The 24,863-nt window shown below is 67.9% G+C and carries 20 protein-coding genes and 1 tRNA gene; 13 read left to right on the forward strand and 8 right to left on the reverse strand.

Going from position 1 to position 24,863, the window contains the following annotated elements; translation table 11 throughout:
• Nucleotides 1-5 precede the first annotated feature (5 nt).
• From ABS73_RS04125 to ABS73_RS04145, 5 genes are all read left to right on the forward strand, one after another.
• The gene (locus ABS73_RS04125; RefSeq protein WP_136856678.1) at nt 6-941 is read left to right on the forward strand and encodes an ABC transporter substrate-binding protein; all 936 of its coding nucleotides are present in this window, start codon (nt 6-8) and stop codon (nt 939-941) included.
• Between the two features lie 137 nt (nt 942-1,078).
• On the forward strand, nt 1,079-1,981 hold the full coding sequence (locus ABS73_RS04130) for a hydroxypyruvate isomerase family protein (protein ID WP_277018809.1): 903 nt from the start codon (nt 1,079-1,081) through the stop codon (nt 1,979-1,981).
• A gap of 37 nt (nt 1,982-2,018) precedes the next feature.
• Nucleotides 2,019-3,707, forward strand: coding sequence for a GMC oxidoreductase (locus ABS73_RS04135; protein WP_277018806.1), 1,689 nt, complete (start codon nt 2,019-2,021; stop codon nt 3,705-3,707).
• Nucleotides 3,707-4,345, forward strand: coding sequence for a gluconate 2-dehydrogenase subunit 3 family protein (locus tag ABS73_RS04140; RefSeq protein WP_277018804.1), 639 nt, complete (start codon nt 3,707-3,709; stop codon nt 4,343-4,345). Before ABS73_RS04135 ends, ABS73_RS04140 begins: the two co-directional genes overlap by 1 nt.
• A 52-nt stretch (nt 4,346-4,397) precedes the next feature.
• Nucleotides 4,398-5,153, forward strand: coding sequence for a 3-keto-disaccharide hydrolase (locus tag ABS73_RS04145; RefSeq protein ID WP_277018802.1), 756 nt, complete (start codon nt 4,398-4,400; stop codon nt 5,151-5,153).
• A 127-nt stretch (nt 5,154-5,280) separates the two neighbouring features.
• On the opposite strand, the gene ABS73_RS04150 is transcribed toward ABS73_RS04145, so the two are convergent.
• The gene (locus ABS73_RS04150) at nt 5,281-6,138 is read right to left on the reverse strand and encodes a sugar phosphate isomerase/epimerase family protein (RefSeq protein WP_277018799.1); all 858 of its coding nucleotides are present in this window, start codon (nt 6,136-6,138) and stop codon (nt 5,281-5,283) included.
• Nucleotides 6,139-6,329: 191 nt separating this feature from the next.
• Here ABS73_RS04150 and ABS73_RS04155 point away from each other — a divergent pair, with 191 nt between their 5' ends.
• Complete coding sequence (locus ABS73_RS04155; protein WP_277018796.1) at nt 6,330-7,814, forward strand: inorganic phosphate transporter; 1,485 nt, start codon at nt 6,330-6,332, stop codon at nt 7,812-7,814.
• Here the strand turns inward: ABS73_RS04155 and ABS73_RS04160 are convergent.
• The 6 genes from ABS73_RS04160 to ABS73_RS04185 form a co-directional block, all read right to left on the reverse strand.
• On the reverse strand, nt 7,811-8,635 hold the full coding sequence (locus ABS73_RS04160; protein ID WP_277018794.1) for an alpha/beta fold hydrolase: 825 nt from the start codon (nt 8,633-8,635) through the stop codon (nt 7,811-7,813). The two genes, ABS73_RS04155 and ABS73_RS04160, sit on opposite strands and share 4 nt — an antisense overlap.
• Before the next feature lie 85 nt (nt 8,636-8,720).
• Nucleotides 8,721-9,524 carry an enoyl-ACP reductase FabI gene (locus ABS73_RS04165; protein ID WP_277018792.1) on the reverse strand — a complete coding sequence of 268 codons (804 nt, stop codon included), beginning with the start codon at nt 9,522-9,524 and terminating at the stop codon, nt 8,721-8,723.
• A 13-nt stretch (nt 9,525-9,537) separates the two neighbouring features.
• Nucleotides 9,538-10,767 carry a beta-ketoacyl-ACP synthase I gene (fabB, locus tag ABS73_RS04170; protein ID WP_277018790.1) on the reverse strand — a complete coding sequence of 410 codons (1,230 nt, stop codon included), beginning with the start codon at nt 10,765-10,767 and terminating at the stop codon, nt 9,538-9,540.
• Between the two features lie 23 nt (nt 10,768-10,790).
• Nucleotides 10,791-11,300, reverse strand: a complete 510-nt coding sequence (fabA, locus tag ABS73_RS04175; protein WP_277018788.1) for a bifunctional 3-hydroxydecanoyl-ACP dehydratase/trans-2-decenoyl-ACP isomerase — start codon at nt 11,298-11,300, stop codon at nt 10,791-10,793.
• A gap of 108 nt (nt 11,301-11,408) precedes the next feature.
• A complete protein-coding gene (locus ABS73_RS04180) occupies nt 11,409-12,260 on the reverse strand; it encodes a glycosyltransferase family 2 protein (RefSeq protein WP_286693409.1) in 852 nt (283 codons plus the stop codon).
• 23 nt (nt 12,261-12,283) lie between these two features.
• Nucleotides 12,284-12,982 carry a hypothetical protein gene (locus ABS73_RS04185; protein ID WP_277018783.1) on the reverse strand — a complete coding sequence of 233 codons (699 nt, stop codon included), beginning with the start codon at nt 12,980-12,982 and terminating at the stop codon, nt 12,284-12,286.
• A 153-nt stretch (nt 12,983-13,135) separates the two neighbouring features.
• Here ABS73_RS04185 and infC point away from each other — a divergent pair, with 153 nt between their 5' ends.
• The 5 genes from infC (at nt 13,136) to ABS73_RS04210 (ending at nt 17,791) form a co-directional block, all read left to right on the forward strand.
• On the forward strand, nt 13,136-13,726 hold the full coding sequence (gene infC, locus ABS73_RS04190; protein WP_462686782.1) for a translation initiation factor IF-3: 591 nt from the start codon (nt 13,136-13,138) through the stop codon (nt 13,724-13,726).
• 94 nt (nt 13,727-13,820) lie between these two features.
• Complete coding sequence (gene dut, locus ABS73_RS04195; protein ID WP_277018846.1) at nt 13,821-14,291, forward strand: dUTP diphosphatase; 471 nt, start codon at nt 13,821-13,823, stop codon at nt 14,289-14,291.
• Nucleotides 14,288-15,340 (forward strand): HesA/MoeB/ThiF family protein, encoded by a 1,053-nt coding sequence (locus ABS73_RS04200; protein ID WP_277018779.1) that lies wholly within the window; start codon nt 14,288-14,290, stop codon nt 15,338-15,340. Before dut ends, ABS73_RS04200 begins: the two co-directional genes overlap by 4 nt.
• Nucleotides 15,341-15,365: 25 nt before the next feature.
• Nucleotides 15,366-17,390: a M3 family metallopeptidase gene (locus ABS73_RS04205; RefSeq protein WP_277018776.1), complete on the forward strand. Its 2,025-nt coding sequence runs from the start codon at nt 15,366-15,368 to the stop codon at nt 17,388-17,390.
• 107 nt (nt 17,391-17,497) lie between these two features.
• Nucleotides 17,498-17,791 carry a hypothetical protein gene (locus tag ABS73_RS04210; RefSeq protein WP_277018773.1) on the forward strand — a complete coding sequence of 98 codons (294 nt, stop codon included), beginning with the start codon at nt 17,498-17,500 and terminating at the stop codon, nt 17,789-17,791.
• 122 nt (nt 17,792-17,913) lie between these two features.
• Here ABS73_RS04210 and ABS73_RS04215 read toward each other — a convergent pair whose 3' ends face one another.
• Nucleotides 17,914-21,348: a pyruvate carboxylase gene (locus tag ABS73_RS04215; RefSeq protein ID WP_277018771.1), complete on the reverse strand. Its 3,435-nt coding sequence runs from the start codon at nt 21,346-21,348 to the stop codon at nt 17,914-17,916.
• A 176-nt stretch (nt 21,349-21,524) separates the two neighbouring features.
• Here ABS73_RS04215 and uvrA point away from each other — a divergent pair, with 176 nt between their 5' ends.
• Together uvrA and ABS73_RS04225 are read left to right on the forward strand one after the other, a co-directional pair.
• Nucleotides 21,525-24,392 (forward strand): excinuclease ABC subunit UvrA, encoded by a 2,868-nt coding sequence (gene uvrA / locus ABS73_RS04220; RefSeq protein WP_277018769.1) that lies wholly within the window; start codon nt 21,525-21,527, stop codon nt 24,390-24,392.
• Nucleotides 24,393-24,517: 125 nt separating this feature from the next.
• Nucleotides 24,518-24,592, forward strand: a tRNA-Gly gene (locus tag ABS73_RS04225).
• The last annotated feature ends 271 nt before the right edge of the window (nt 24,593-24,863 follow it).

Genomic DNA, 24,863 nt, shown 5'->3' on the forward strand with positions numbered 1-24,863 from the left:
CCACCATGAAGACGACCCTGATCGCCACCACCGCCTTGCTGAGCCTGACCGCCTTTCCGGCGCTGTCGCAGACCGTCGGGATCTCGATCCCGGCGGCGACGCATGGCTGGGCGGGGGCGCTGAACTTTCACGCCGACCGCACCGTCACGCGCCTGCAGGAGGCGAACCCCGACATGACCTTCGTGCTAACCACGACCTCGGACCCCGGTCAGCAGGTGTCCGACCTGGAGGACATGGTCGCCACCCGCAACATCGACGCGCTGGTCGTGCTGCCCTTTGAATCCGAGCCCCTGACCGGCCCGATCCAGCGCATCGCCGAAAGCGGCGTCTGGGTCACCGTCGTGGACCGCGGCCTGAGCCAGGAGGGGATCGAGAACCTCTATGTCGCGGGCGACAACGACAGCTTTGGCCGCACCGCGGGCCAGTACTTCGCCGACACGCTGGAGGATGGCGCCAAGGTCGTCGTCATGCGCGGCATCGCGTCGACCGTGGATAACGAGCGCGTGGCGGGTTTCGAGGCCGCGCTGGAAGGCTCGGGCATCGAGGTGCTGGCCATGGATCACGGCAACTGGAACCGCGACACGGCCTTCAACCTGATGCAGGACTGGCTGGCGCGCTTCCCCGAGATCGACGCGGTCTGGGCGGCCGATGACGACATGGCCGTGGGCGCGCTGGCCGCCATCGACCAGGCGGGCCGCACCGAGGACATGTTCGTCGTCGGCGGCGCCGGCATGAAGGAGATGGTCCAGCGCATCCAGAACAACGACCCCACCGTGCCGGTCAACGTGACCTATCCGCCGGCGATGATCTCGACCGCGATCGAGATGACGGTGCTGGGCCTGACCTCGGGTGCGCCGCTGTCGGGCGAATTCATCATCGCGTCCGAGCTGATCACGCCCGAGAATGCCGCCGATTACTACTTCGAAGACAGCCCGTACTAATCTGACACGGCGGCGCGGGGACACCCCCGCGCCGCATCCGACCCCGGAGGAGGGGTCGTTCCGCCCCGACATGTAAACGGTTTCATCTTTGGCCCTGACGGGCCGCGACCGGGGCACCACATGAAAGGGAGGAGAGCATGACCGATTTATCGGACCGGATACCGGCTGCCGTGACGCGGCGCGGGTTGTTCCACGGCGCGGGCGGTCTGGCCGCTGTGGCCGGACTGGGGGGCCTGGGCCTGGGCACCGCCACCGCGCAGCAGGCGCAGGGCCTGCAGGGCAACATCAACCATTCCGTCGCGCGCTGGACCTTTGGCGACATGGCGCTGGACGATCTGTGCGTGCTGGCGCGGCAGGTGGGACTGGGCGCCATCGACCTGTGTGGTCCGGACGACTGGCCGGTCTTGGCCGAACACGGGCTGGCCAGTTCCATGTGCAACGGGGCCGAGATCAGCCTGGAGGATGGCTGGGCCGACCCCGCCAACCACGCGACCCTGATCGACAGCTATACCCGCCACATCGCGCTGGTGGCGCAGTCGGGCCATACCAACCTGATCTGCTTCAGCGGCAACCGGCGCGGCATGTCCGACGCGGAGGGTCTGGACCATTGCGCCGAGGGCCTGTCGCAGATCCTGCCCATCGCCGCCGATGCGGGGGCGGTGCTGCAGATGGAGCTGCTGAACAGCCGCGTGAACCATCCCGACTATCTCTGCGACCGCAGCGCATGGGGAGTGGCGCTGTGCGAGCGGCTGAACAGCCCCAATTTTAAACTGCTCTATGACATCTACCACATGCAGATCATGGAGGGCGACGTGATCCGCACGATCACCGATCACCACCAATGGTTCGGGCATTACCACACCGCCGGCAATCCCGGACGCAACGAACCCGATGACAGCCAAGAGCTGAACTATCCCGCGATCTGCCGCGCGATCCGCGACACCGGATATCGGGGCTGGATCGCGCAGGAATTCGTCCCCCTCGACCCGCAGACCGGTCCGCAATCGCTGCGCGATGCGGTGCTGATCTGCGACGTTTGAACCCGCCTCAAGCCTACCCAAGACAAAGGAACGCCAGATGGCAGACAACATGCACTACGACGCGATCGTCGTCGGATCGGGCATCAGCGGCGGCTGGGCCGCCAAGGAGCTGACCGAGCGGGGCCTCAAGGTCCTGATGCTGGAGCGCGGCCGCAACATCGAACACCTGTCCGATTACGTGAACGCCGACAAGGAGGCCTGGGATTATCCCCATCGCGGCACCGCCACGGTCGAGATGAAGGACAACTATCCGGTCCTGTCGCGCGACTATCCCCTGAACGAGCAGACCTTTGGCATGTGGGCCAATGAGCAGGAGAACCCCTATACCGAGGCGAAACGCTTTGACTGGTTCCGGGGCTATCACGTGGGCGGGCGCAGCCTGCTGTGGGGCCGCCAGACCTATCGCCTGTCGGAAACCGACTTCACCGCCAACGAGCGCGAGGGCGTGGCCGTGGACTGGCCGATCCGCTATGCCGACATCGCGCCCTGGTACGACCATGTCGAGCGGTTCGCGGGCATCGCCGGCACGGCCGAGGGGCTGGACATCCTGCCCGACGGCCAGTTCCTGCCCCCCATCCCGCTGAACATCGTCGAAAAGGACGTGGCCGCGCGCCTGCGCAACGCGTTCGGCGGTAAGCGCTATCTGATCAACAGCCGCGTCGCCAACATCACCGAGGCGCTGCCCGAACAGAACCGCGTCGCCTGTCAGTATCGCAACAAATGCTGGCTGGGCTGCCCCTATGGCGCCTATTTCAGCACGCAATCGGCGACGCTGCCTGCCGCGATGGCCACGGGCAACCTGACGCTGCGCCCGTTCTCGATCGTCAAGGAGGTCCTGTACGACAAGGACACCAAGCGCGCGCGCGGCGTCGAGATCATCGATGCCGAGACCAACCTGACCTATGAATACACCGCCGATGTGGTGTTCCTGAACGCCTCCAGCTTCAATTCGACCTGGGTGCTGATGAACTCGGCCACCGATGTCTGGGAGGGGGGCTTGGGCTCGTCCTCGGGCGAGCTGGGCCATAACGTCATGGACCACCATTTCCGCGTCGGCGCCGAGGGCCGGGTCGAAGGCTATGACGACAAATACTATTTCGGCCGCCGTCCCGCCGGTTTCTATGTGCCGCGGTTCCGCAACATCGACGGAGAGGAGCGGGGCTATACCCGCGGCTTCGGCTATCAGGGCTCGGCCAGCCGTCAGGGCTGGCGGCGCGACATCGCCGAGCTGAACATCGGCGCCGACATGAAGGAGGCGCTGTCCAAGCCCGGCGACTGGACCATCGGCATGACCGGGTTCGGAGAGATGCTGCCCTACCACGACAACTTCATCGCGCTGGACCGGGGAACGACCGACAAATGGGGCCTGCCGGTCCTGTCGATCAGCGTGGAGCTGCGCGAGAACGAGATGCGCATGCGCGAGGACATGAAGCAGGACGCCGTCGACATCTTCGAGGCCGCCGGCGTCGTCGATGTGAAACCCACCGAAAGCGACTATGCCCCCGGCATGGGCATCCACGAGATGGGCACCGCGCGCATGGGCCGCGACCCGGAAACCTCGGTGCTGAACGCGCATAACCAGGTCTGGGACGCGCCCAACGTCTATGTGACGGACGGGGCCTGCATGACCTCGGGGTCCTGCGTGAACCCCTCGCTGACTTATATGGCGCTGACCGCGCGGGCGGCGGACCACGCCGTCACCGCCCTGAAGAACGGAGACCTGTGATGAACCGCCGCCAACTGCTGACGATGATCGCCGCCGTCACCGGCACGGCCATGATCGGTGCGAACCGCGCCTTTGCCTATGACCCGACCGAGGTGGGGGACAACATCTTCACCCCCGAAGATGCCGCCTTCCTGGACGAGGTGGCCGAGACGATCCTGCCCGCCACCGACACACCCGGCGCCAAGGAGGCCGGGGTCGGCGCCTTCATGACCGTGTTCGTCAGCGACTGTTTCGACGCTGAGGGGCAGCAGGCCTTCCGCGAGGGGATGGATGCGCTGCGCGATCTGGCCCAGGATCGCCACGGCACGACCTTCGAGGCGCTGTCCCCCGAGGACCGCCAGGCCCTGCTGCAGGAGGTCTCGACCGAGGCCAACCGCCAGGCCGCCGTGGTCGCCGAATATGCCGAGGAGCGTCGCCAGCAGTCGCTTGACATCCAGCCCTCTGCCGACACCGCCGCGGATGAGATCGTGGACCCCGACGCGCCGCAGCCCCATCCCTTCACGGCGATCCACCAGCTGGTGCTGTTCGGCTTCTTCACCTCCGAGGTCGGGGCCACCCAGGTCCTGCGCTATGAGCCGGTGCCGGGCGAGTACATCGGCGATCTGGATTACGACGGCGAACCGGCCTGGGCCACCTGACCCCGCGCGGCCCCGGACCGTCCGGGGCCGTTTCCCAATGAAAGGACAGCCGATGAAGACGATGACCACCCTGGCCGCGCTGATGGCGCTGACCGCCCCGGCCCTTGCGCAGGACGCCGACGTCACCCCCGAGGAGCGCCGCGCCCAGTCCGAAGTCACCGAGGTCTGGGAGCCGGTGCCCGAAACCGTCCAGACCCCCGAGGGCCAGCCGCCGTCGGACGCGATCGTGCTGTTCGACGGCACCGGCCTGGACGGATGGGAATCCGTCAATGGCGGGCCTGCCGAATGGACGGTCGAGGATGGCGCCATGCGCGTCGGGCGCGGCACCGGCGACATCCGCACCACCGACAGCTTCTGCGACGTCCAGCTGCATGTCGAATGGCGCTCTCCGCCGAATGACGAGAGCCATGACGGCCAGGATCGCGGCAATAGCGGCATCTTCCTGCAGAGCCGATACGAGGTGCAGGTGCTGGACAGCCATGAGAACCCGACTTACCCGAACGGGCAGGCGGGCTCGATCTACAAGCAGCACCTGCCGCTGGTGAACGCGTCGCGCGCGCCCGGGGAATGGCAAAGCTATGACATCATCTTCCAGGCGCCGGTCTTTGCCGAAGGCGGGGCGCTGCGCCGCCCGGCCCACATCACCGTCCTGCATAACGGCGTCGTGGTCCAGAACCACGCCCAGATCCAGGGCGCGACGGAATGGATCGGCTATCCCGCCTACGAGGCGCATGATTGCGCGCCGATCCAGCTGCAGGATCACGATGCGGACGTGGCCTTCCGCAACATCTGGGTCCGCCCGATGTGACAGGCGCCCCGCGCGCCGCATGGCCCGTCCCGAGCGATCGGGGCGGGCCTTTTTCATGGCCGCCGCGCCGCATGAAAAAGGGGCCGCGACGGATCGCGGCCCCAGTCAACCTGTCCGGCAGGGAGGTTCAGCGCGTGGCGCTGTCCGGCAGGTTTTCGGCAAGGAAGGTGGCGCCGGTCATCACGACCTGGGCGGCGTCGATGGGCTGGTCATGCTCGATGATGTACCACTGCGCCCCGGCCTCCTCGGCGGCGGGCAGGATCGCGGCCCAGTCCAGCGTGCCCTCGCCCAGGGCCTTGAAGCCACGCTCGTCAGGGGCCTCCCCCTCGGGGGCGTTGTCCTTGGCGTGGATCGCAAAGATGCGGTCGTCAAAGCGGGCCAGATACTCCACTGGGTCCAGGCCCCCGCGCGCGACCCAGGCCAGGTCCAGCTCAGCCATGACGTCATCGCCGGCGGCCTCCATCATGATCTCCAGCGCGGTGCGGCCGTCATAGTCGACCATCTCGAAATCGTGGTTGTGATAGGCCAGCACCATGTCCTCGGCCCGCAGCGTCGCGCTCAGGCCCGCCAGTTCCTCGCCCAGGGCGGTCCAGCCGGCGGCGTCCGTCGGACGGTCCTCCTCGGCCAGATAAGGCACGGTGATGACGTCATTGCCGATCGCCTTGTTGAACTCGATCACCGCCTGCGCATCGGCACGCAGATCGGCCAGCTGCGCATGGGTCGAGATCGGCTCGATCCCGTATTCCGCCAGCTTGGCCGACAGATCCTCGGCGGTGGTGCCCTGCATGCCCACGGTCTCGACGGCGGTGACGCCTGCGGCCTGAACGGCGGCCAGCTGTTCGTCCAGCGTGCCGTGATCGCGCAGCGTGTACATCTGCACCGCGATGGGCAGATCGCCAGGTTCGCGCGCCATGGCCGCGGGTGCGGCCAGCGTCAGCACGCTCAGCGTCAGGCCGCCCGTCAGGGCGCGTGTTGCGATGGTCATGATATCCTCCTTGGTGGCCCCTGCTCCTCCGGGGGTTGCACCAGATGTAATGGATTTCATTTCCCATGAAAAGGATTACATCGCCGTCCCGACAGGTTTCCGCCGATGCCCCGGGGCAGGGGCGGCGGCCCCGGGTTGCACATGGCGGCAATTCCCCCTAGGCCCCCGCTGCGCCCCACCCAGAGGACATCATGGCCCGTAACGACCTGGAAGCCCGACATCTCGACACCCTGGACCGCGATCTGGGCCGGTTCTCGACCCTGGAATCGGCCACCGCGCTGGTCGCCCGGCCGCTGGTCGCGCCGGGCATAGCGCTGGTCTTCGTGCTGCTGGCGGGGCTGGGGGCGATGATCGCCTTTGGCCAGGCCAACAACGGCATGATCGTGGTCGTGGCGGCCATCTTCGGCGCCTACATGGCGCTGAACATCGGCGCGAATGACGTGGCCAACAATATGGGCCCCGCCGTGGGCGCCAACGCGCTGACCATGGGCGGCGCCATTGTCATCGCCGCCGTGTTCGAGACCGCCGGAGCGTTGATCGCGGGCGGCGACGTGGTCGGCACCATCTCTCGCGGGATCATCGACCCCGCGACCATCGGGACCGAGGGCGTGTTTGTCTGGGCGATGATGGCCGCGCTGCTGGCCTCGGCGCTGTGGGTGAACCTGGCGACCTGGATCGGTGCGCCGGTCTCGACCACGCATTCGGTGGTGGGGGGCGTCATGGGCGCAGGCATCGCGGCGGCGGGCTTCGCGGCGGTGAACTGGCCCACGATGGGCCTGATCGCGGCCAGCTGGGTGATCTCTCCGGTGCTGGGCGGGCTGATCGCGGCGGCGTTCCTGTGGTTCATCAAGGCGCGGATCATCTATCGCGATGACAAGATCGCGGCGGCGCGGGTCTGGGTGCCGGTGCTGATCGGCATCATGGGCGGCGCCTTTGCGGCCTATCTGGCGCTCAAGGGGCTGTCGCGCCTGATCTCTCTGTCCTTCGGTCAGGCGCTGCTGATCGGTGCGGTGCTGGGGACCGCCATCTGGCTGGTGATGATCCCGGTCATCCGCCGCCAGTCGCAGGGGCTGGAGAACCGCAATAAGTCGCTCAAGGTGCTGTTCGGCATCCCGCTGGTCGTGTCGGCGGCGCTGCTGTCCTTTGCGCATGGCGCCAATGACGTGGCCAATGCGGTCGGGCCCCTGGCCGCAATCGTGCAGGCCTCGTCCGCGGGCAGCGCGTCCGAGGCGGTCACCATCCCCCTCTGGGTCATGCTGATCGGCGCCTTCGGGCTGTCCTTCGGGCTGTTCCTCTTTGGGCCGAAACTGATCCGCATGGTCGGCAGCCAGATCACCAAGTTGAACCCGATGCGCGCCTATTGCGTCTCGCTGTCGGCGGCGCTGACGGTGATCGTGGCCAGCTGGCTGGGCCTGCCGGTCAGCTCGACCCATATCGCGGTGGGCGCGATCTTCGGCGTGGGCTTCTTTCGCGAATGGGACGCGGCCCGGCGCGCCCGCGCGGTCCAGGGCGCGATGCCCGAACTGCCCCGCACCGCCCCCGAGGAACGCCGCCGCCGCAAGCTGGTGCGCCGCTCGCATGTGCTGACCATCGCGGCGGCCTGGGTGGTGACGGTGCCTGCCGCGGCCGGCCTGTCGGCGGGCCTGTTCCTGATCCTGCGCGCGATCGGCGGCTAGGCCGCGCAGGCCGCCAGCCAGGCCCGGATCGCGGCCAGGGCAGGGGCCTCGTCCAGCCAGGGAATATGCGCGCGGCCCGGCACCTCGGCCAGGATCAGGTCGGGGCGCATCGCCTGCATCCGCGCGGCGACCGCGGGCGACAGCAGGTCCGAATTGGCCCCCCGGATCAACGCCACGGGCAGGCCCGCGGTCGCCTGCCACAGCGGCCACAGATCCACCGGATCGCCCTGAAACGCAGCCAGGAAGGCCTCGCGCAGCGCCGGGTCATAGCGGATGCGCAACCCCTGCGGCGTCTCGTCGTAATGGCGGCGCACGTCGTCCAGCCAGCGCCCCTCGGGCACATCCTCAAAGCCGGGCATCAGCGCGGGCAGCCGCGCCGCCAGCGCCGCATGGGTCGCATCCGACGGGTTGCGCCCGACATAATCAAAGATCCGCTCCAGCCCGGCGCGCTCGATCTCGGGGCCGACATCGTTCAGGCACAGGCCCAGCAGGCGGTCATGCGCGGTCGCGGCCAGGAACATCCCGACCAGCCCGCCCCGCGACGTGCCCAGCACCGCAGCCCGGTCCACCCCCAGATGGTCCAGCAGCCCCACCGCGTCGCGTGCCTCGCGTGGAACGGTATAGGTCGCAGCACCGGTGTAATCGGACGCGCCGCGCCCGCGATACTCCATCCGGATCAGCCGCACCCCATCCAGATGCGGCGCGAGATAGTCGAAATCCGAAATCCCCCGCGTCAGCCCAGCCAAGCACAGGACCGGCATCCCGGCCCCCTCATCGGAAAACACGATCCGCGCCCCGTCATCCGCCCGAAAATCCGCCATGGCCCCGCGCCTTCTTCTTCATGAAAATATCCCGCGGGGGTCCGGGGGCGCGAAGCCCCCGGCCCTGCCATCGACGGTCGGGCGCTCAGAGGTTCTCGCTCTGCGGCATGCCCAGCACGTGATAGCCGCCATCGACCATCACGATCTCTCCGGTGGTGCAGGCCCCCCAGTCGGAGGTCAGCCAGACCGCCGTCCCGCCGATGGCATCCAGCGTAGCATTGGCGCGCAACGGCGCATTGGCCTCGGTATGGCGAAAGGTCTTGCGCGCCCCCCCGATGGCCGCGCCGGCCAGGGTCTTCATCGGGCCGGGGCTGATCGCGTTCACGCGGATGTTGTCCGGGCCCAGATCGTTGGCCAGATAGCGCACGCTGCTCTCCAGCGCGGCCTTGGCGACGCCCATGACGTTGTATAAGGGCGTGACCCGGTTCGACCCGCCATAGGTCAGGGTGATGATCGACCCGCCCCCCGATCCGTCCTGGGCAGCCATCAGCGGATGGGCGCGCCGCGCCACCTCGATCAGGGAATAGCAGCTGATCTCCAGGCTGCGGCCGAAATTGGCGCGGCTGGTGTTCATGAACCGGCCGGTCAGCTCGTCCTTGTTGGAGAAGGCGATCGCGTGGATGACGAAATCCAGCCGGCCCCACCGCTCGGCGATCGCGCCAAAGGCCGCGTCCAGCGAGGCGTCGTCGGTCACGTCCACATCGACCAGGAAATCGGACCCGACCGAGGCGGCCAGCGGTTCGACCCGCTTGCCAAAGGCCTCGCCCTGATAGGAAAAGGCCAGCTCGGCCCCCTGGTCGGCCATCGCGCGCGCGATGCCCCAGGCAATGGACCGCTCATTGGCGACCCCCATCACAAGCCCGCGCTTGCCCTTCAGAAGATCGCCCATGTGTTTTCGGCCCTTATTCGTGATAGCGCGACATCACCAGCGTCGCATTGGTGCCGCCAAAGCCGAAGCTGTTCGACAGGACCGAATCCAACCCTGCGTTGTCCACGCGGCTGGTGGCAATCTCGCCCGGTTGAATCTCGGGGTCCAGTGTGGTCACGTTCGCGGAGGCGGCGATGAAGTCATTCTGCAACATTAGCAGGCTGTAGATCGCCTCATGCACGCCCGTCGCGCCCAGAGAGTGGCCCGTCAGCGACTTGGTCGAACTGACCGGCGGGGTCGAGCCCTCGCCCCAGATGCGGCGGATCGCCTTGATCTCGCCCAGATCGCCCACGGGGGTCGAGGTGCCATGCGCATTGATATAGCTGATCTTGCGGCCCTCGGGCAGCGTCTCCAGCGCGACGCGCATCGCGCGTTCGCCGCCCTCGCCGGACGGGGCCACCATGTCGTATCCGTCGCTGGTCGCGCCGTAACCGGTGACCTCGGCATAAATCTTGGCGCCGCGCGCCAGGGCGTGGGACAGCTCTTCCAGCACGACGACGCCGCCGCCGCCCGCGATCACGAACCCGTCGCGGGTCGCGTCATAGGGGCGTGACGCGGTCTCGGGCGTGTCGTTATATTTCGACGACATCGCGCCCATCGCGTCAAACAGGCACGACAGCGTCCAGTCCAGCTCCTCGCCGCCGCCGGCAAAGACGATGTCCTGCTTGCCCATCTGGATCTGCTCGACGCCGTTGCCGATGCAATGTGCCGATGTCGCGCAGGCCGATGTGATGGAATAGTTCACGCCCTTGATCTTGAAGGGCGTGGCCAGGCAGGCCGAATTTGTCGACGACATGCAGCGCGTCACCATGAACGGCCCCATGCGCTTGGGCGCGCCCTTTTCGATGACCGTCTGATGCGCCTGGAAGAAATTCGACGTGGACGGCCCGCCCGATCCCATGATCAGGCCGGTGCGCGGGTTCGACACGTCGCCCTCGTCCAGGCCGCTATCCTTGATCGCCTGTTCCATGGCGATGAAGTTATAGGCCGCACCCGGACCCATGAAGCGCAGGTCGCGCTTGTCGATGTGATCCTCCAGCACGATCTGGGGCATGCCGTGGACGCGGCTGCGGAACCCGTGCTCGGCATAGTCGGGGGCTGCGACGATGCCCGAACGGCCCGTGCGCAGGCTTTCGGTGACTTCGTCGGCATTGTTGCCGATGGGGGATACGATACCAAGCCCGGTGATGACGACGCGGCGCATGGGGGCCTCCTTCTGGATGGGGGTCAGCTGGCCGACAGGGCCACTTTCATGTCACGGACCTGATAGATCACCTCGCCATCGGCCTCGACGCGGCCGTCGGCCACGCCCATGGTCAGGCGGCGGGTCTGGATGGCCTTGGTGAAATCGACGGTATAGCGCAGCATCTTGCGGTCCGGGCGGACCATGCCGGTCAGCTTGACCTCACCGACGCCCAGGGCATAGCCGCGCCCCTGCCAGCCGCGCCAGCCCAAGTTAAAGCCGGTCAGCTGCCACAGCCCGTCCAGGCCCAGACAGCCCGGCATGATCGGGTTGCCGGGGAAATGACAGCCAAAGAACCACAGGTCGGGGGTGATGTCGAATTCGGCGACGATATGGCCCTTGCCATGTTCGCCCCCGTCCTCGGACACCTCGGTGATGCGGTCCATCATCAGCATCGGCGGCTCGGGCAGCTGGGCGTTGCCGGGGCCGAACAGCTCTCCGCGCGCGCAGGCAAGCAGGTCGTCGCGGTCAAAGCTGGTCTGGGTCATCGCCATGCGGATCATGCCTTTGTCTGTGCGGCCCCTGCGGGCCGGTCGGTTTTTCAGGTTGCCGCAGGGTCTATCATCCGGGGCAAGACCCGCGCAAGGGCCAGCCGCAGGCGGCTAGAACCACTGGCCGGGCTCCATCAGCCCCAGATCCATCAGCTGCTGCCCGCTCCAGTCAAAGCGGTGAGAGTTGCGCCAGGTCATGTCGCTGATCTCGTCGCGCGATCCGGGGTTGCGCACCAGCGCCTTGGCCACCCGGAAGGACGCGATGGCCGCCGTCAGGTTGTGATGCCAAGGGCAGGAATAGGTGTTGTACTCCTCGACCGAAAAGCGGTGATCGGCGGTCACGGTCAGGCCTTTGGCGGCGCGGAACAGCGCGATGCGGTCGATGCGGCGGCGGTCAGCGGGCAGGTATTCCTCATAGCGCCAGCGCAGCCCGCCGTGGAAATCCAGCTGGCGTTCGCGGGCCTGCCCGTCCGGCCCCTTGCGGCCCAGGGCGTAATAGCCGGTGCGGTCGAACAACGCGTTCTCCAGGTCGACCGCATCCGGGCAGACACTCAGATCGGGCGCATAGAGGTCGATCACATAGGTCAGCATCGCCGGGCGGCGTTCCTCGGTGTGAAAGGCCAGCATCTCGCCGACGCTGCGCGTCTCGCAGAAGGGGTGGAACAGGAATTCCGCGTTGAAGCAGTAATACAGCCACGTCCCTTCGGGCACTGCCGCGATGATGGCGTTGACCGCATCGACATGGGCGGCGGGGCGGCGGGTGTCGTGGCGCAGATGGGTCACGCGGGCGGCCATCGCCTCGGACAGGTCCTGCGGCTGGTCCGACAGCAGCAGGACATGGCGGAACCCGCGCTCCAGATGGTGCTGGACGGTCTGCGTGACGGCGGCGGCGTCCTCAACCAGGATGATGGCCAGCGGGCCCTTGTCCAGGACGGCGGGCTTGTCCGCCAGGAACCGGGCCATGTCCCGGATCGGCAGTACCGGCATCAGCGCATGACCGCGCGGACCTGCTCCAGCGCGGCGGCCAGCAGCGGGGGGTTGTCGGCGGCGCGGGCGATCAGCTGCTTCAGCGTGGCCTTTTGCGCGTCGCTGATGGCGGCGCTGTCGATGATGCGGTCGACCTCGGCGCGGTCAAAACCCTCAGGCGTCAGCAGCGCCTCGATGCGCGCCGCGACCGAGGCCGCGTCGGCGGTGTCGGCGGCGGCCTCGGCGGCCTCCTGCGTGGCGGTGGCGGCCTCTTCGGCGGCCGCATCGGCCAGGGCCGCGACGCCCGAGGTGGCACCTGCCGCGGCGGCGGCCGCACGGTCGGCGGCGTCGATGGCGGCCTGGGCTGCGGCCTCGGCGGCTTGGGCGGCCTCGCTGGCGGGACCGGCGGCAGAGGCTGCGGCCTCGGCTGCGGCATCGGCGGCGATGGCCGCGGCATCGGCTGCGGCATCCGCCGCGGCATTGGCGGCGTCGGTGCTGTCGGTGGCCGGATCGCCCGTGGCGTCATCGGCGGTCTCGGCCGCGGTCTCGGCGGCCTCGGCCGCGTCATCGGCCAGGCGCGCGGCGTCGCCCGCGGGGCTGGCGGGGGCCTCGGCCACGACCGGATCAGGCGCCTCGGAGGTCTGGGTGCGGTTCTGCCAGAACAGCACGCCCCCCGCGATCAGCACCAGAATCACCATGACCGGCAACAGTTTCGACATCACGTACCCTCGACCCAAACGACATTCGGACCCTCTATGCCACAGCCCCCCGGGCCAGAAAAGCCGCGCCTGCCCCCGCCACGCGGCGATCAAGGCCTCCGGGGGCACGATTTGGCCCCCGTCGCGATCAATTCCGGTTGAATCACGGCGCGGTTGCCCTTATTTTCCTGTCACTTCCGCCTTGGCTATAAAAGGAGCACCGCCATAGCCCGCCGCCCGCATAACGCACCGCCCCAACGTGACACCGGTCCCCGCACCAACGAGCGCATCCGCGTGTCCGAAATCCGCCTGATCGGTCCCGAAGGGGAAAACATCGGCGTCGTCCCGCCTTCGGTCGGCATGCAGATGGCACAGGACGCGGGGCTGGACCTGGTCGAGATTTCGCCGAACGCGGCCCCCCCGGTCTGCAAGGTCATGGACCTTGGCAAATACAAATACGAGATGCAGAAGCGCGAGGCCGAGGCCCGCAAGAAGCAGAAGGTCATCGAGATCAAGGAGATCAAGTTCCGTCCGGGAACCGATACCCATGATTACGACGTCAAGATGCGCAGCGTGCTGAAATTCCTGGAAGGCGGCGACAAGGTCAAGGTGACCCTGCGCTTCCGTGGCCGCGAGATGGCCCACCAGGATCTGGGCCTGGAACTGCTGCACCGCGTCCGCGACGACGTCGGAGAGGCCGGCAAGGTCGAGACCATGCCCAAGCTGGAAGGCCGCCAGATGGTCATGATGATCGCGCCGAAATAAAACCTGCGACACAGACGACAGATCCAGGGGCCGCGCGGGCATTGCCGCGCGGCCCTTTGCGTTGCAAGGATGCGCCATGACCCATGCCCCCACCCTGCCCCCCACCCTGCGCGTCATGCGCCTGCCCGATGCCGACCCGGCCATCCCGCTGCCCGCTTATCAGACGGCGGGGGCGGCGGGGGCGGACCTCTGCGCCAACCTGGCCGCACCCGACCGCGCGCAGGGCGTGACCCTGGGGCCGCTGGACCGGGCGCTGATCCCCACCGGCCTGGCCCTGGCCATCCCCGACGGGTGGGAGGCGCAGATCCGCCCGCGTTCGGGCCTGGCCCTGCGCCACGGTCTGACCATTCCCAACAGCCCCGGCACCATCGACAGCGACTATCGCGGGCCCCTGGGCGTGATCCTGGTGAATCTGGGCGATGCGCCCGTCACCATCCGTCACGGCGACCGCATCGCGCAGATGGTCCTGGCCCCCGCGCCCCAGGCCCGGTTCGACTTGGTCGACGCGCTGGAGGATACGGCGCGCGGGCAGGGGGGCTTTGGCTCGACCGGGGGCACGGCATGACCGGCGTCTTCCTGATCGTCATGGTGCTGATCCTGGGGCGGGTGCTGGACCTGCCGCGACGGATCACCCTGTCAGTGGTGGCGCTGCTGTGGCTGGGCATGCTGTCGCTGCAGCTGCTGGCGCCCGGCAGCGGGGCGGCCGCGACGGTCGGCGGCAATGCGGCGGGCTGGCTGGTCCTGGGCGCGGTGGTGGCGCTGGTCATCGGCTATCGCCGCCTGCTGCGCCGCCTGCGCGCCCGCGCGACCCCCGCGCCCGCGCCTGTGGCCCCCGATGCGGGCCTCTCCCCCGATGAATTGGAGCGTTACGCCCGGCACCTGGTCCTGCACCAGATCGGCGGCGCGGGGCAGATGCGCCTGCGGGACGCGCGGGTGCTGATCGTGGGGGCGGGGGGCCTGGGCGCGCCGGTCTGCCTCTATCTGGCCGCTGCGGGCGTGGGCCGGATGACGCTGGCCGATGACGACACCGTCAGCCTGTCGAACCTGCAGCGCCAGGTGATCTTTCGCAACGACCTGCGCGGCGAGCCCAAGGCCTATGCCGCGGCCGAGGCGATGCTGCGCCTGAATCCGCATCTGGACGTGACCCCCCTCACCCGCCGCATCACCGAAGCCGACACCGACCTGATCGCGGGCCATGACCTGGTCATCGACGGCACCGACAGCTTTGGGGCCCGCGCCGCGATCAACCGCGCCTGCGTGGCGGCGGGGGTGCCGCTGATCTGGGGCGCGATCGGGCAATGGGACGGGCAGGTCAGCCTGTTCGACCCGGCGCGGGGCGGCCCCTGCATGGCCTGCCTGTTCCCCCAGGCCCCCGAACACGACGCCCCCTGCGCCGAGGCGGGCGTGGTCGGTGCGCTGCCCGGCATCATCGGCAGCATCATGGCGCTGGAGGCGATCAAGCATCTGACCGGCGCGGGGCAGGGACTGCGCGGGCGGATGATGATCTTTGACGGGCTTTATGGCGAAAGCCGGATGATCACGACGGCGCAGGACCCGGCCTGCGCGGTCTGCGGGGCGCAATCGGCGCTGGAACCCAGGCGCGCGCAACCCTAGGCTGCCCCTGACGACAGGAGGCACCATGAACCCGCAACTGACCCGCTGGACCGGCCCCGAGGGGCTGCCGCGTTTCGACCTGATCCGCGATACCGATTTCGCGCCCGCCTTCGACCGCGCGCTGGCCGCCGCCGAGGCCGCGCATGAGGCGATCGCCGCCAACCCCGACGCCCCCGATTTCGCCAACACGATCGCGGCGATGGAGGTCGCGGATGAGGACCTGAACCGCGTCCTGTCGGTGTTCTACACGCTGGCCGGGGTCGATTCGAACGACGCCCGCCAGGCGCTGCAGCGCGATTTCGCGCCGCGTCTGGCCGAATATGGCAGCCGGATCAGCATGGACCCGCGCCTCTATGCCCGCGTGCGTGCGGTGGCTGCGGCGGCGGACGCCCTGCCGTCCGAGGATCGTCGTATCACCGAACTGGCGCTGCGCGACCTGACGCGGGCGGGGGCGGGGCTGGATGCGGCAGGGCGCGCGCGAATGGCCGAAATTCGCGCGCGTCTGGCGGTGCTGACCACCCAATTCACCCAGAACGTGCTGACGGATGAGCGCGACTATGTCCTGCCGGTGGCTGATGACGCGCTGGCGGGGCTGCCCGACTGGCTGGTCCGCGCGATGCGGGCGGCGGCGCGCGAACGCGGCATGGCGGGGCAGGTGGTGACGCTGAACCGGTCGCTGATCGTGCCGTTCCTGGAGCATGCCCAGGACCGCGCCCTGCGCGAGACAGCCTTCCGGGCCTGGACGGCGCGCGGGTCGGGGTCGGGCGCGGGCGGTCAGGCGACCGACAACCTGCCGCTGGTCGCCGAGATTCTGGCCCTGCGCCATGAGCGCGCGCAGCTGCTGGGTTACGCCGATTTCGCCAGCTACAAGCTGGAGACGCAGATGGCCGCGACCCCCGACCGGGTGCGCGATCTGCTGTCCCAAGTCTGGACCGCGGCCCGCGCCCGCGCCCTGTCCGATCAGGACCGGCTGACCGCAATGCTGCACCAAGACGGCGTGAACGGCCCGCTGGAGGCCTGGGACTGGCGCCTGTACGCCGAACGCCACCGCGCCCGCGCGCATGATTTCGACGCGGATGACGTGGCCCCCTATCTGACGCTGGACGCGATGCTGGGCGCGGTCTTTGACGTGGCCCATCGCCTGTTCGGGCTGGAGTTCCAGCCGCTGGAGGCGCCTCTGTGGGCGCCCGACGCGCGCGCCTGGCGGATCACCCGCGACGGCGCGCTGATGGCCATTTTCGTGGGCGACTACTTTGCGCGGCCGTCGAAACGGTCGGGGGCGTGGTGTTCGTCCCTGCAGGTGCAGCACAAGATCGGCGCGGGCCAGCGCCCCATCGTGGTGAACGTCTGCAACTTCACCCCGCCGGACCAGCCGGGCGGCCCGGCCTTTCTGTCCTGGGACGATGCGCGCACGCTGTTTCACGAATTCGGCCATGCGACGCATCACATCCTGTCGGACGTGACCTGGCCCTCGATCTCGGGGACATCAGTGGCGCAGGATTTCGTGGAGCTGCCCAGCCAGCTTTATGAACACTGGCTGGAACAGCCTGCGGTGCTGGACGCCCATGCGCGCCACCATGAAACGGGCGCGGTTCTGCCCGCCGATCTGCGCGACCGGATGCTGGCGGCGGGCAAGGCGGGGGCGGGGTTCTCGACCGTGGAATACCTGGAGAGCGCGCTGGTCGATCTGGCCTTCCACGAGGGCGCCCCGGCCACCGACCCGATGGCGCGGCAGGCGCAGGTGCTGAAGGGGCTGGAGGCGCCCGACGCCATCCCCATGCGCCACGCGACGCCGCATTTCGCGCATGTCTTCGCGGGCGACAGCTATGCGGCGGGCTATTACAGCTACATGTGGTCCGAGGTGATGGATGCCGACGCTTTCGCGGCCTTTGCCGAGACGGGCGACACCTTCGACCGCGCCACCGCGCGACGACTGGAGGAGACGATCCTGTCCAAGGGTGGATCGGCCCCGGCGGATCAACTGTGGATGGCGTTCCGGGGCCGCATGCCGGGCGTCGATGCCCTGCTGAAAGGGCGCGGGCTGGCCTGAGGCCCGCGCGACCCCGCGACGGAGAGCGTCCGAGGCCAATCCAGTCCGCCGCCCTGCTGGCGGTGCTGGCCCTTGCGGCCTGCAGGACAGAAACCGGCGGCGTCTCCGTGCCGCCTCCGGCGCAGGGCGGCGCGGCGCTGGTCGACGGGACCTATGACCTGCGCGCCGAGGCCTGCGGCGATCCTGCCTCGGAGACGCGGCTGACGCTGGCGGGGCAGAGCTGGCGGTTCTACGAGGCGCGCTGCACGCGTGGTGCGGTGGGGGCGGACGGATCGCTGACGCTGAGCTGTTCCAGCGAGGGCATGACGGACAGCCGCGCCGTGACTGCCGTGATGGAGGGAGCTGCGCTGCGCGTGACCGATGCGGGGGGCGCGCGGCTTTATCAGCGCTGTCCGGGCTGAGGGCGCAAGGGCCCGGGGGCGGGGTTGCCGACCGATGGTCGGCGTGCTGCCGCCCGGGCGGCAGGCGCCGCTGACGCGGCGCGGTCGTGCGGGGCCGGGGCAGGGTGACGCGGCCCGGGCCGTCACTCGATCTCGACCAGGAGGTCCTTGGCGTCGATCTGCTGGCCGGGGCTGACATGGAGCGCCTTGATGGTGCCGTCGCGATCGGCATGCAGGCCGGTCTCCATCTTCATCGCCTCGATGGTCAGCAGCATGTCGCCCTGCGCCACCCGCGCCCCCGCCGTCACCGCGACCGAGGCCACGACCCCCGGCATGGGCGCGCCCACATGGCCGGGATTGGCGGCATCGGCCTTGGGGCGGGCGGCCTGGGCGCCGGTCGCCTTGCGGTTCGGGATGCGGACCTGACGCGGCTGGCCGTTCAGCTCGAAGAAGACCTTCATCTCGCCCTTGTCGTCGGTCTCGCCGAGGGTCAGCAGGCGCACCTCCAGGGTCTTGCCGGGGTCGATCTCGACGCTGATCTCGTCGCCCGGCTCCATGCCGTAGAAGAAGGTGCGCGTGGGCAGGGTGCGCACCGGGCCATAGGTCTCATGGCGCTGCATGTAGTCGGTGAAGACCTTGGGATACATCAGATATCCGGCCAGATCCTCGTCATCGACCTGGCGGCCGTCCAGCATCTCGGACAGCTTGGCGCGCTCGGCCTCCAGGTCCACGGGGTCCAGATGGGCGCCGGGGCGGTCTGTGATGGGCGCCTCTCCCTTCAGCACCTTGGTCTGGATCGCCTGCGGCCAGCCGCCGGGAGGCTGGCCCAGATTGCCGCGCATCATGTCCACGACCGAATCGGGAAAGCTGACATCCTTGGCCGGGTCCAGCACGTCCTCGGGGGTCAGGTTCTGCGCCACCATCATCAGCGCCATGTCCCCCACGACCTTGGACGACGGCGTGACCTTGACGATGTCGCCGAACATCCGGTTCACGTCGGCATAGGCCTGTGCCACCTCGTGCCAGCGATCCTCCAGCCCCATCGACCGCGCCTGGCCCTTGAGGTTGGTGAACTGCCCGCCCGGCATCTCGTGCAGATAGACCTCGGAGGCCGGGGACTGCAGGCCCGATTCGAAGGCGGCATAGCTTTCGCGCACGCGTTCCCAATAATTGCTGATGGCGCGCACGGCGCCGATGTCGAGGCCCGTGTCGCGATCGGTGTGGGCCAGCGCCTCGACCACTGACCCCAGGGTCGGCTGGCTGGTGTTGCCCGACAGCGCGTCCATCGCGCAATCGACGGCATCGACACCCGCATCGGCGGCCGCCAGAATCGTGGCGCCGCCCATGCCGCTGGTGTCATGGGTGTGGAAATGGATCGGCAGGCCGACCTCCTCCTTCAGGGCTTTGATCAGAATGCGCGCGGCGGGCGGCTTCAAGAGGCCGGCCATGTCCTTCAGGCCCAGCACATGCGCGCCCGCGGCCTTCAGCGCCTGCGCGGTTTTCACGTAATACTGCAGGTCGTATTTGGAGCGGTCGGGGTCCAGCATGTTGCCGGTATAGCAGACCGTGCCCTCGCAGATCTTGCCACTGTCAATCACGGCATCCATCGCGACGCGCATGTTCTCGACCCAGTTCAGGCTGTCGAAGACGCGGAACACGTCGACCCCGGTCTCGGCGGCCTGTTTCACAAAGAACTGCACCACATTGTCGGGATAGTTGGTGTAACCCACCCCGTTCGACGCGCGCAGCAGCATCTGCGTCATCAGGTTGGGCATCTGCGCGCGGATGTCGCGCAGCCGCTGCCACGGGCATTCCTGCAGGAACCGGTACGCCACGTCAAAGGTCGCGCCGCCCCAGCATTCGACGCTGAACAGCTGCGGCAGGTTCGCGGCATAGCTGGGCGCCACGCGGATCATGTCAATCGACCGCATCCGCGTCGCCAACAGCGACTGGTGCCCGTCGCGCATGGTGGTGTCGGTGATCAGCAGCTGTGTCTGCGCGGCCATCCAGTCGGCCACGGCCTGCGCGCCCTGTTCCTCCAGCAGCTGGCGGGTGCCCGGCGCGGGGGCGGTCCTGGGGGCGGGCGGCAGCGGCGCGCGCGCCTGGGCCGGGGGCAGGGCGCGGCCTGCGGTCTCGGGGTGCCCGTTCACGCTGATATCGGCCAGATAGGTCAGGATGCGCGTCGCCCGGTCCTGACGCTTCTTGAAGTCGAACAGGTCGTCGGTCGTGTCGATGAACTTGGTCGTGTAGGTGTCGTCCAGAAAGACCGGATGCTTCAGCAGGTTGATGACGAAATCGATGTTGGTGGACACGCCGCGCACCCGGAACTCGCGCAGCGCTCGGTCCATGCGGCGGATCGCCTGGTCGGGCGTCTGCGCCCAGGCCGTGACCTTGACCAGCAGCGAATCGTAATACCGCGTGATGACGCCGCCCGAATAGGCCGTGCCGCCATCCAGGCGGATGCCCATGCCGGTCGCGGACCGATAGGCCGTGATGCGCCCGTAATCGGGAATGAAGTTGTTCTGCGGATCTTCCGTGGTCACCCGGCATTGCAGGGCGTGGCCCGACAGGGTGATGTCGGCCTGCGTCGCGTGGCCCGTGGCGCTGGCCAGCGTCTCGCCCTCCGCGATGCGGATCTGGCTTTGCACGATGTCGATGCCGGTGACCTCCTCGGTCACGGTATGTTCGACCTGGACGCGGGGGTTCACCTCGATGAAGTAGAACTGCTGGTTGTCCATATCCATCAGGAACTCGACGGTCCCGGCGTTCTGGTACCCCACCGCCTGACCGATCTTCAGCGCCAGGCCGCAGACCTCGCCGCGTTGTTCGTCGGTCAGATAGGGGGCTGGGGCGCGTTCGACGACCTTCTGGTTGCGGCGCTGCACGGTGCAGTCGCGTTCGTACAGGTGATACAGGCCGCCATGCGTGTCGCCCAGCAGTTGCACCTCCACGTGGCGGGCGCGCAGGATCATCTTTTCCAGATAGCCCTCGCCATTGCCGAACGCGGCCTCGGCCTCGCGGCGGCCCTCGCGGACCTTCTCGACCAGCTCGGCCTCGGAGTTGATCGGCCGCATGCCGCGCCCTCCGCCGCCCCAGCTGGCCTTCAGCATCAGCGGATAGCCGACCTCGGCCGCCTCACGCTTGATGGCGTCGAAATCCTCGCCCAAGACCTCGGTCGCGGGGATGACCGGCACGCCTGCCTCGATCGCCACGCGCCGGGCACTGGCCTTGTCGCCAAGCGCGCGCATCGTGTCGGCGCGCGGGCCGATGAAGGTGATCCCCGCCTCAAAGCAGGCATCGACGAAATCGGGGTTCTCGGACAGCAGGCCGTATCCCGGATGGATCGCGTCCGCGCCAGACAGCTTGGCCACGCGGATGATCTCGGGGATGGACAAATAGGCCGCGACCGGCCCCAGCCCCTCGCCGATGCGATAGGCCTCGTCCGCCTTGAAGCGGTGCAGGCCCAGCTTGTCCTCCTCGGCATAGACGGCGACGGTCTTCTTGCCCAGCTCGTTGGCCGCCCGCATCACCCGAATGGCAATCTCACCCCGGTTCGCGATCAGGATTTTCTTGAACATGGCCGGGGCTCCCTTGATTGTGATGGCGGCATCCTACGCGTGCCGCGTTGCAGCGCAAGTGGTGGCGATAACAGCCCGCGACATCGCATCCGGGCGATGTTCCGCCTTCGTTCCCAAATGGAACTTGCTTTCCGCCCAAGCGTCCCTATCTGTTGCAGTCGGTCAGAGGGGCACACATGGAACAGAAGTTCATCGAGGTGCGCGGCGCGCGCGAACACAACCTGAAAAACGTCGACATGGACATCCCCCGCGATCAGCTGGTGGTGATCACCGGCCTGTCGGGGTCCGGCAAGTCGTCCTTGGCCTTCGACACGGTCTATGCCGAGGGCCAGCGCCGCTATGTCGAAAGCCTGTCGGCCTATGCGCGCCAGTTCCTGGACATGATGGGCAAGCCCGACGTGGACCACATCAGCGGCCTGTCCCCCGCGATCAGCATCGAACAGAAGACCACCTCCAAGAACCCGCGTTCCACCGTCGGCACGGTGACCGAGATCTACGACTACATGCGCCTGCTGTTCGCGCGGGCGGGCACGCCCTATTCCCCCGCGACCGGCCTGCCCATCGAGGCGCAGCAGGTTCAGGACATGGTCGACCGCACCATGGCCCTGCCCGAAGGCACGCGCGCCTACCTGCTGGCCCCCATCGTCCGCGACCGCAAGGGCGAGTACAAGAAGGAGCTGCTGGAGCTGCGCCGCCAGGGCTTTCAGCGGGTTAAGATCAACGGCACCTTCCACGACCTGGATGACGCGCCCACTCTGGACAAGAAGTTCCGCCACAACATCGACATCGTCGTGGACCGCATCGTGGTCCGCGAGGGGCTGGAGACGCGGCTGGCCGACAGTCTTCGCACCGCGCTGAACCTGGCCGACGGCATCGCCCATCTGGAACTGGCGCAGGAGGAGGGGGCCGAGGGCGAACCCGAACGCCTGACCTTCAGTGAGAAATTCGCCTGCCCCGTCAGCGGCTTCACCATCCCCGAGATCGAGCCGCGCCTGTTCAGCTTCAACGCGCCCTTTGGTGCCTGTCCGGTCTGCGACGGCCTTGGGGTCGAGCTGTTCTTCGACGACCGCCTTGTGGTCCCCGACGCCGCCCTGTCCGTGGACAAGGGCGCCATCGTGCCCTGGGCCAAGACGAAATCGGCCTATCTGACCCAGACCATCAACGCGCTGGCCAAGCATTACGGCTTTGACAAGAAGACCGCGTGGAAGGACCTGCCCGACAACATCCAGCAGATGTTCCTGCGTGGATCGGGCAAGGAGGAGATCAAGTTCCGCTTCGACGACGCGGGCCGCGTCTATGAGATCGCCCGCGTCTTCGAGGGGGTGATTCCCAACATGGAACGCCGCCTGCGCGAGACCGATTCCAGCTGGGTCCGCGAGGAATTCGAACGCTATCAGAACAACCGCCCCTGCGGCGCCTGCAATGGATATCGCCTGAAGCCCGAGGCCTTGGCCGTCAAGATCGCCGGCAACCATGTGGGCCAGGTCGTGCAGCTGTCCATCCAGGAGGCTCTGGACTGGGTGACCGACGCGCCCAACCACCTGTCGAAACAAAAGACCGAGATCGCCGCCGCGATCCTCAAGGAGATCCGCGAACGGCTGGGGTTCCTGGTCAATGTGGGCCTGAACTATCTGACCCTGTCGCGCGCGGCAGGAACCCTGTCGGGCGGCGAAAGCCAGCGCATCCGTCTGGCCAGCCAGATCGGCAGCGGCCTGACCGGCGTCCTCTATGTGCTGGACGAACCCTCCATCGGGTTGCACCAGCGCGACAATGACCGCCTGCTGACCACGCTGATGAACCTGCGCGATCAGGGCAACTCGGTCCTGGTGGTGGAACACGATGAGGATGCGATCCGCCACGCCGACTATGTCTTTGACATGGGGCCTGGGGCGGGGGTGCATGGCGGCACGGTCGTCAGCAAAGGCACGCCCGCGGAAATCGCCGCCGACCCCAACAGCCTCACCGGCCAGTATCTCTCCGGCAAGCGCGCGATCGAGGTCCCCGAGACCCGCCGCAAGGGCAACGGCAAGAAGGTCACCGTGGTCAAGGCCACCGGCAACAACCTGAAAAGCGTCACCGCCGAATTCCCGCTGGGCCGCTTTGTCTGCGTGTCGGGCGTGTCGGGCGGCGGCAAGTCCACCCTGACCATCGAGACGCTGTTCAAGACCGCATCCCTGCGCCTGAACGGTGCCCGCCAGACCCCGGCGCCCTGCGAGACGATCCGCGGCCTGGAGCATCTGGACAAGGTCATCGACATCGACCAGCGCCCGATCGGCCGCACCCCGCGGTCGAACCCGGCGACCTATACCGGCGCCTTCACCCCCATCCGCGACTGGTTCGCGGGCCTGCCCGAGGCCAAGGCGCGCGGCTACAAGCCGGGCCGCTTCAGCTTCAACGTCAAGGGGGGCCGCTGCGAGGCGTGTCAGGGCGACGGCGTCATCAAGATCGAGATGCATTTCCTGCCCGACGTCTATGTCGAATGCGAGACCTGCAAGGGCAAGCGTTACAACCGCGAGACGCTGGAGGTGCAGTTCAAGGGCAAGTCCATCGCCGACGTGCTGGACATGACAGTCGAGGACGCGCAGGGCTTTTTCGCCGCCGTGCCCGCTATTCGGGACAAGATGGACGCGCTGATGCAGGTGGGTCTGGGCTACATCAAGGTCGGTCAGCAGGCCACGACCCTGTCGGGCGGAGAGGCGCAGCGGGTCAAGCTGTCCAAGGAACTGTCGCGCCGGTCCACCGGACGCACGCTCTATATCCTGGACGAACCCACCACTGGCCTGCACTTCGAGGACGTGCGCAAGCTGCTGGAGGTGCTGCACGAGCTGGTCGACCAGGGCAATTCGGTCGTCGTGATCGAACACAACCTGGACGTCATCAAGACCGCCGACTGGATCATCGACATCGGCCCGGAGGGCGGCGATGGCGGCGGTGTGATCGTGGCTCAGGGCACCCCCGAAGAGGTCGCGCTGGTCCCCGCCAGCCATACGGGCCGCTATCTGGGCCCCATGCTGAACCCCGCCCGCAGCCGCGCCGCGGAATAGGGCGGGGGGCTGTGAGATAAAATTGGGGGCTTGCGTTTTTTCCTCTTGCACCCCCCGGCGAGCTTTCGTAAATACCCGCTCACCGAAGGCGAGACGGTCAAACGGATCGCTGGAAGTACTGGAGTGCGGGCGTAGCTCAGGGGTAGAGCATAACCTTGCCAAGGTTAGGGTCGGGCGTTCGAATCGCCTCGCCCGCTCCAAAAACAAAAGGCCAGACCTTCGGGTCTGGCCTTTGTCGTTTCACGCTCTGTCGCGCTGCGTCAGACACATCATATCCCGCAGAGGATCATCCAGACTGCGGATGTCTGAACCGCGATCCGCCAACTGAGTCAGTCTGTTCGCATGAAGGTTCGACGGGCGGGTTGCACCGTGCTGGCGCCTCATGGCCCCGCCGTCTGATCTGTTCGATCAGTCGCCGTCCGAACACCCGGCCCATCGCGCGCCCGGCGGTCGTCCCGGGCCGGGATGCGA

It is taken from the genome of Paracoccus sp. SCN 68-21 (genome assembly GCF_001724535.1).
Taxonomy (GTDB): Bacteria; Pseudomonadota; Alphaproteobacteria; order Rhodobacterales; family Rhodobacteraceae; genus Paracoccus; species Paracoccus hibiscisoli.

What these genes read in the sequence shown, in the direction of transcription:
- ABS73_RS04125 (WP_136856678.1), top strand. Translation starts at nt 6, where the DNA reads ATGAAGACGACCCTGATCGCCACCACCGCCTTGCTGAGCCTGACCGCC.
- ABS73_RS04130 (WP_277018809.1), top strand. Translation starts at nt 1,079, where the DNA reads ATGACCGATTTATCGGACCGGATACCGGCTGCCGTGACGCGGCGCGGG.
- ABS73_RS04135 (WP_277018806.1), top strand. Translation starts at nt 2,019, where the DNA reads ATGGCAGACAACATGCACTACGACGCGATCGTCGTCGGATCGGGCATC.
- ABS73_RS04140 (WP_277018804.1), top strand. Translation starts at nt 3,707, where the DNA reads ATGAACCGCCGCCAACTGCTGACGATGATCGCCGCCGTCACCGGCACG.
- ABS73_RS04145 (WP_277018802.1), top strand. Translation starts at nt 4,398, where the DNA reads ATGAAGACGATGACCACCCTGGCCGCGCTGATGGCGCTGACCGCCCCG.
- ABS73_RS04150 (WP_277018799.1), bottom strand. Translation starts at nt 6,138, where the DNA reads ATGACCATCGCAACACGCGCCCTGACGGGCGGCCTGACGCTGAGCGTG.
- ABS73_RS04155 (WP_277018796.1), top strand. Translation starts at nt 6,330, where the DNA reads ATGGCCCGTAACGACCTGGAAGCCCGACATCTCGACACCCTGGACCGC.
- ABS73_RS04160 (WP_277018794.1), bottom strand. Translation starts at nt 8,635, where the DNA reads ATGGCGGATTTTCGGGCGGATGACGGGGCGCGGATCGTGTTTTCCGAT.
- ABS73_RS04165 (WP_277018792.1), bottom strand. Translation starts at nt 9,524, where the DNA reads ATGGGCGATCTTCTGAAGGGCAAGCGCGGGCTTGTGATGGGGGTCGCC.
- fabB (WP_277018790.1), bottom strand. Translation starts at nt 10,767, where the DNA reads ATGCGCCGCGTCGTCATCACCGGGCTTGGTATCGTATCCCCCATCGGC.
- fabA (WP_277018788.1), bottom strand. Translation starts at nt 11,300, where the DNA reads ATGGCGATGACCCAGACCAGCTTTGACCGCGACGACCTGCTTGCCTGC.
- ABS73_RS04180 (WP_286693409.1), bottom strand. Translation starts at nt 12,260, where the DNA reads ATGGCCCGGTTCCTGGCGGACAAGCCCGCCGTCCTGGACAAGGGCCCG.
- ABS73_RS04185 (WP_277018783.1), bottom strand. Translation starts at nt 12,982, where the DNA reads ATGTCGAAACTGTTGCCGGTCATGGTGATTCTGGTGCTGATCGCGGGG.
- ABS73_RS04200 (WP_277018779.1), top strand. Translation starts at nt 14,288, where the DNA reads ATGACCGGCGTCTTCCTGATCGTCATGGTGCTGATCCTGGGGCGGGTG.
- ABS73_RS04205 (WP_277018776.1), top strand. Translation starts at nt 15,366, where the DNA reads ATGAACCCGCAACTGACCCGCTGGACCGGCCCCGAGGGGCTGCCGCGT.
- ABS73_RS04215 (WP_277018771.1), bottom strand. Translation starts at nt 21,348, where the DNA reads ATGTTCAAGAAAATCCTGATCGCGAACCGGGGTGAGATTGCCATTCGG.
- uvrA (WP_277018769.1), top strand. Translation starts at nt 21,525, where the DNA reads ATGGAACAGAAGTTCATCGAGGTGCGCGGCGCGCGCGAACACAACCTG.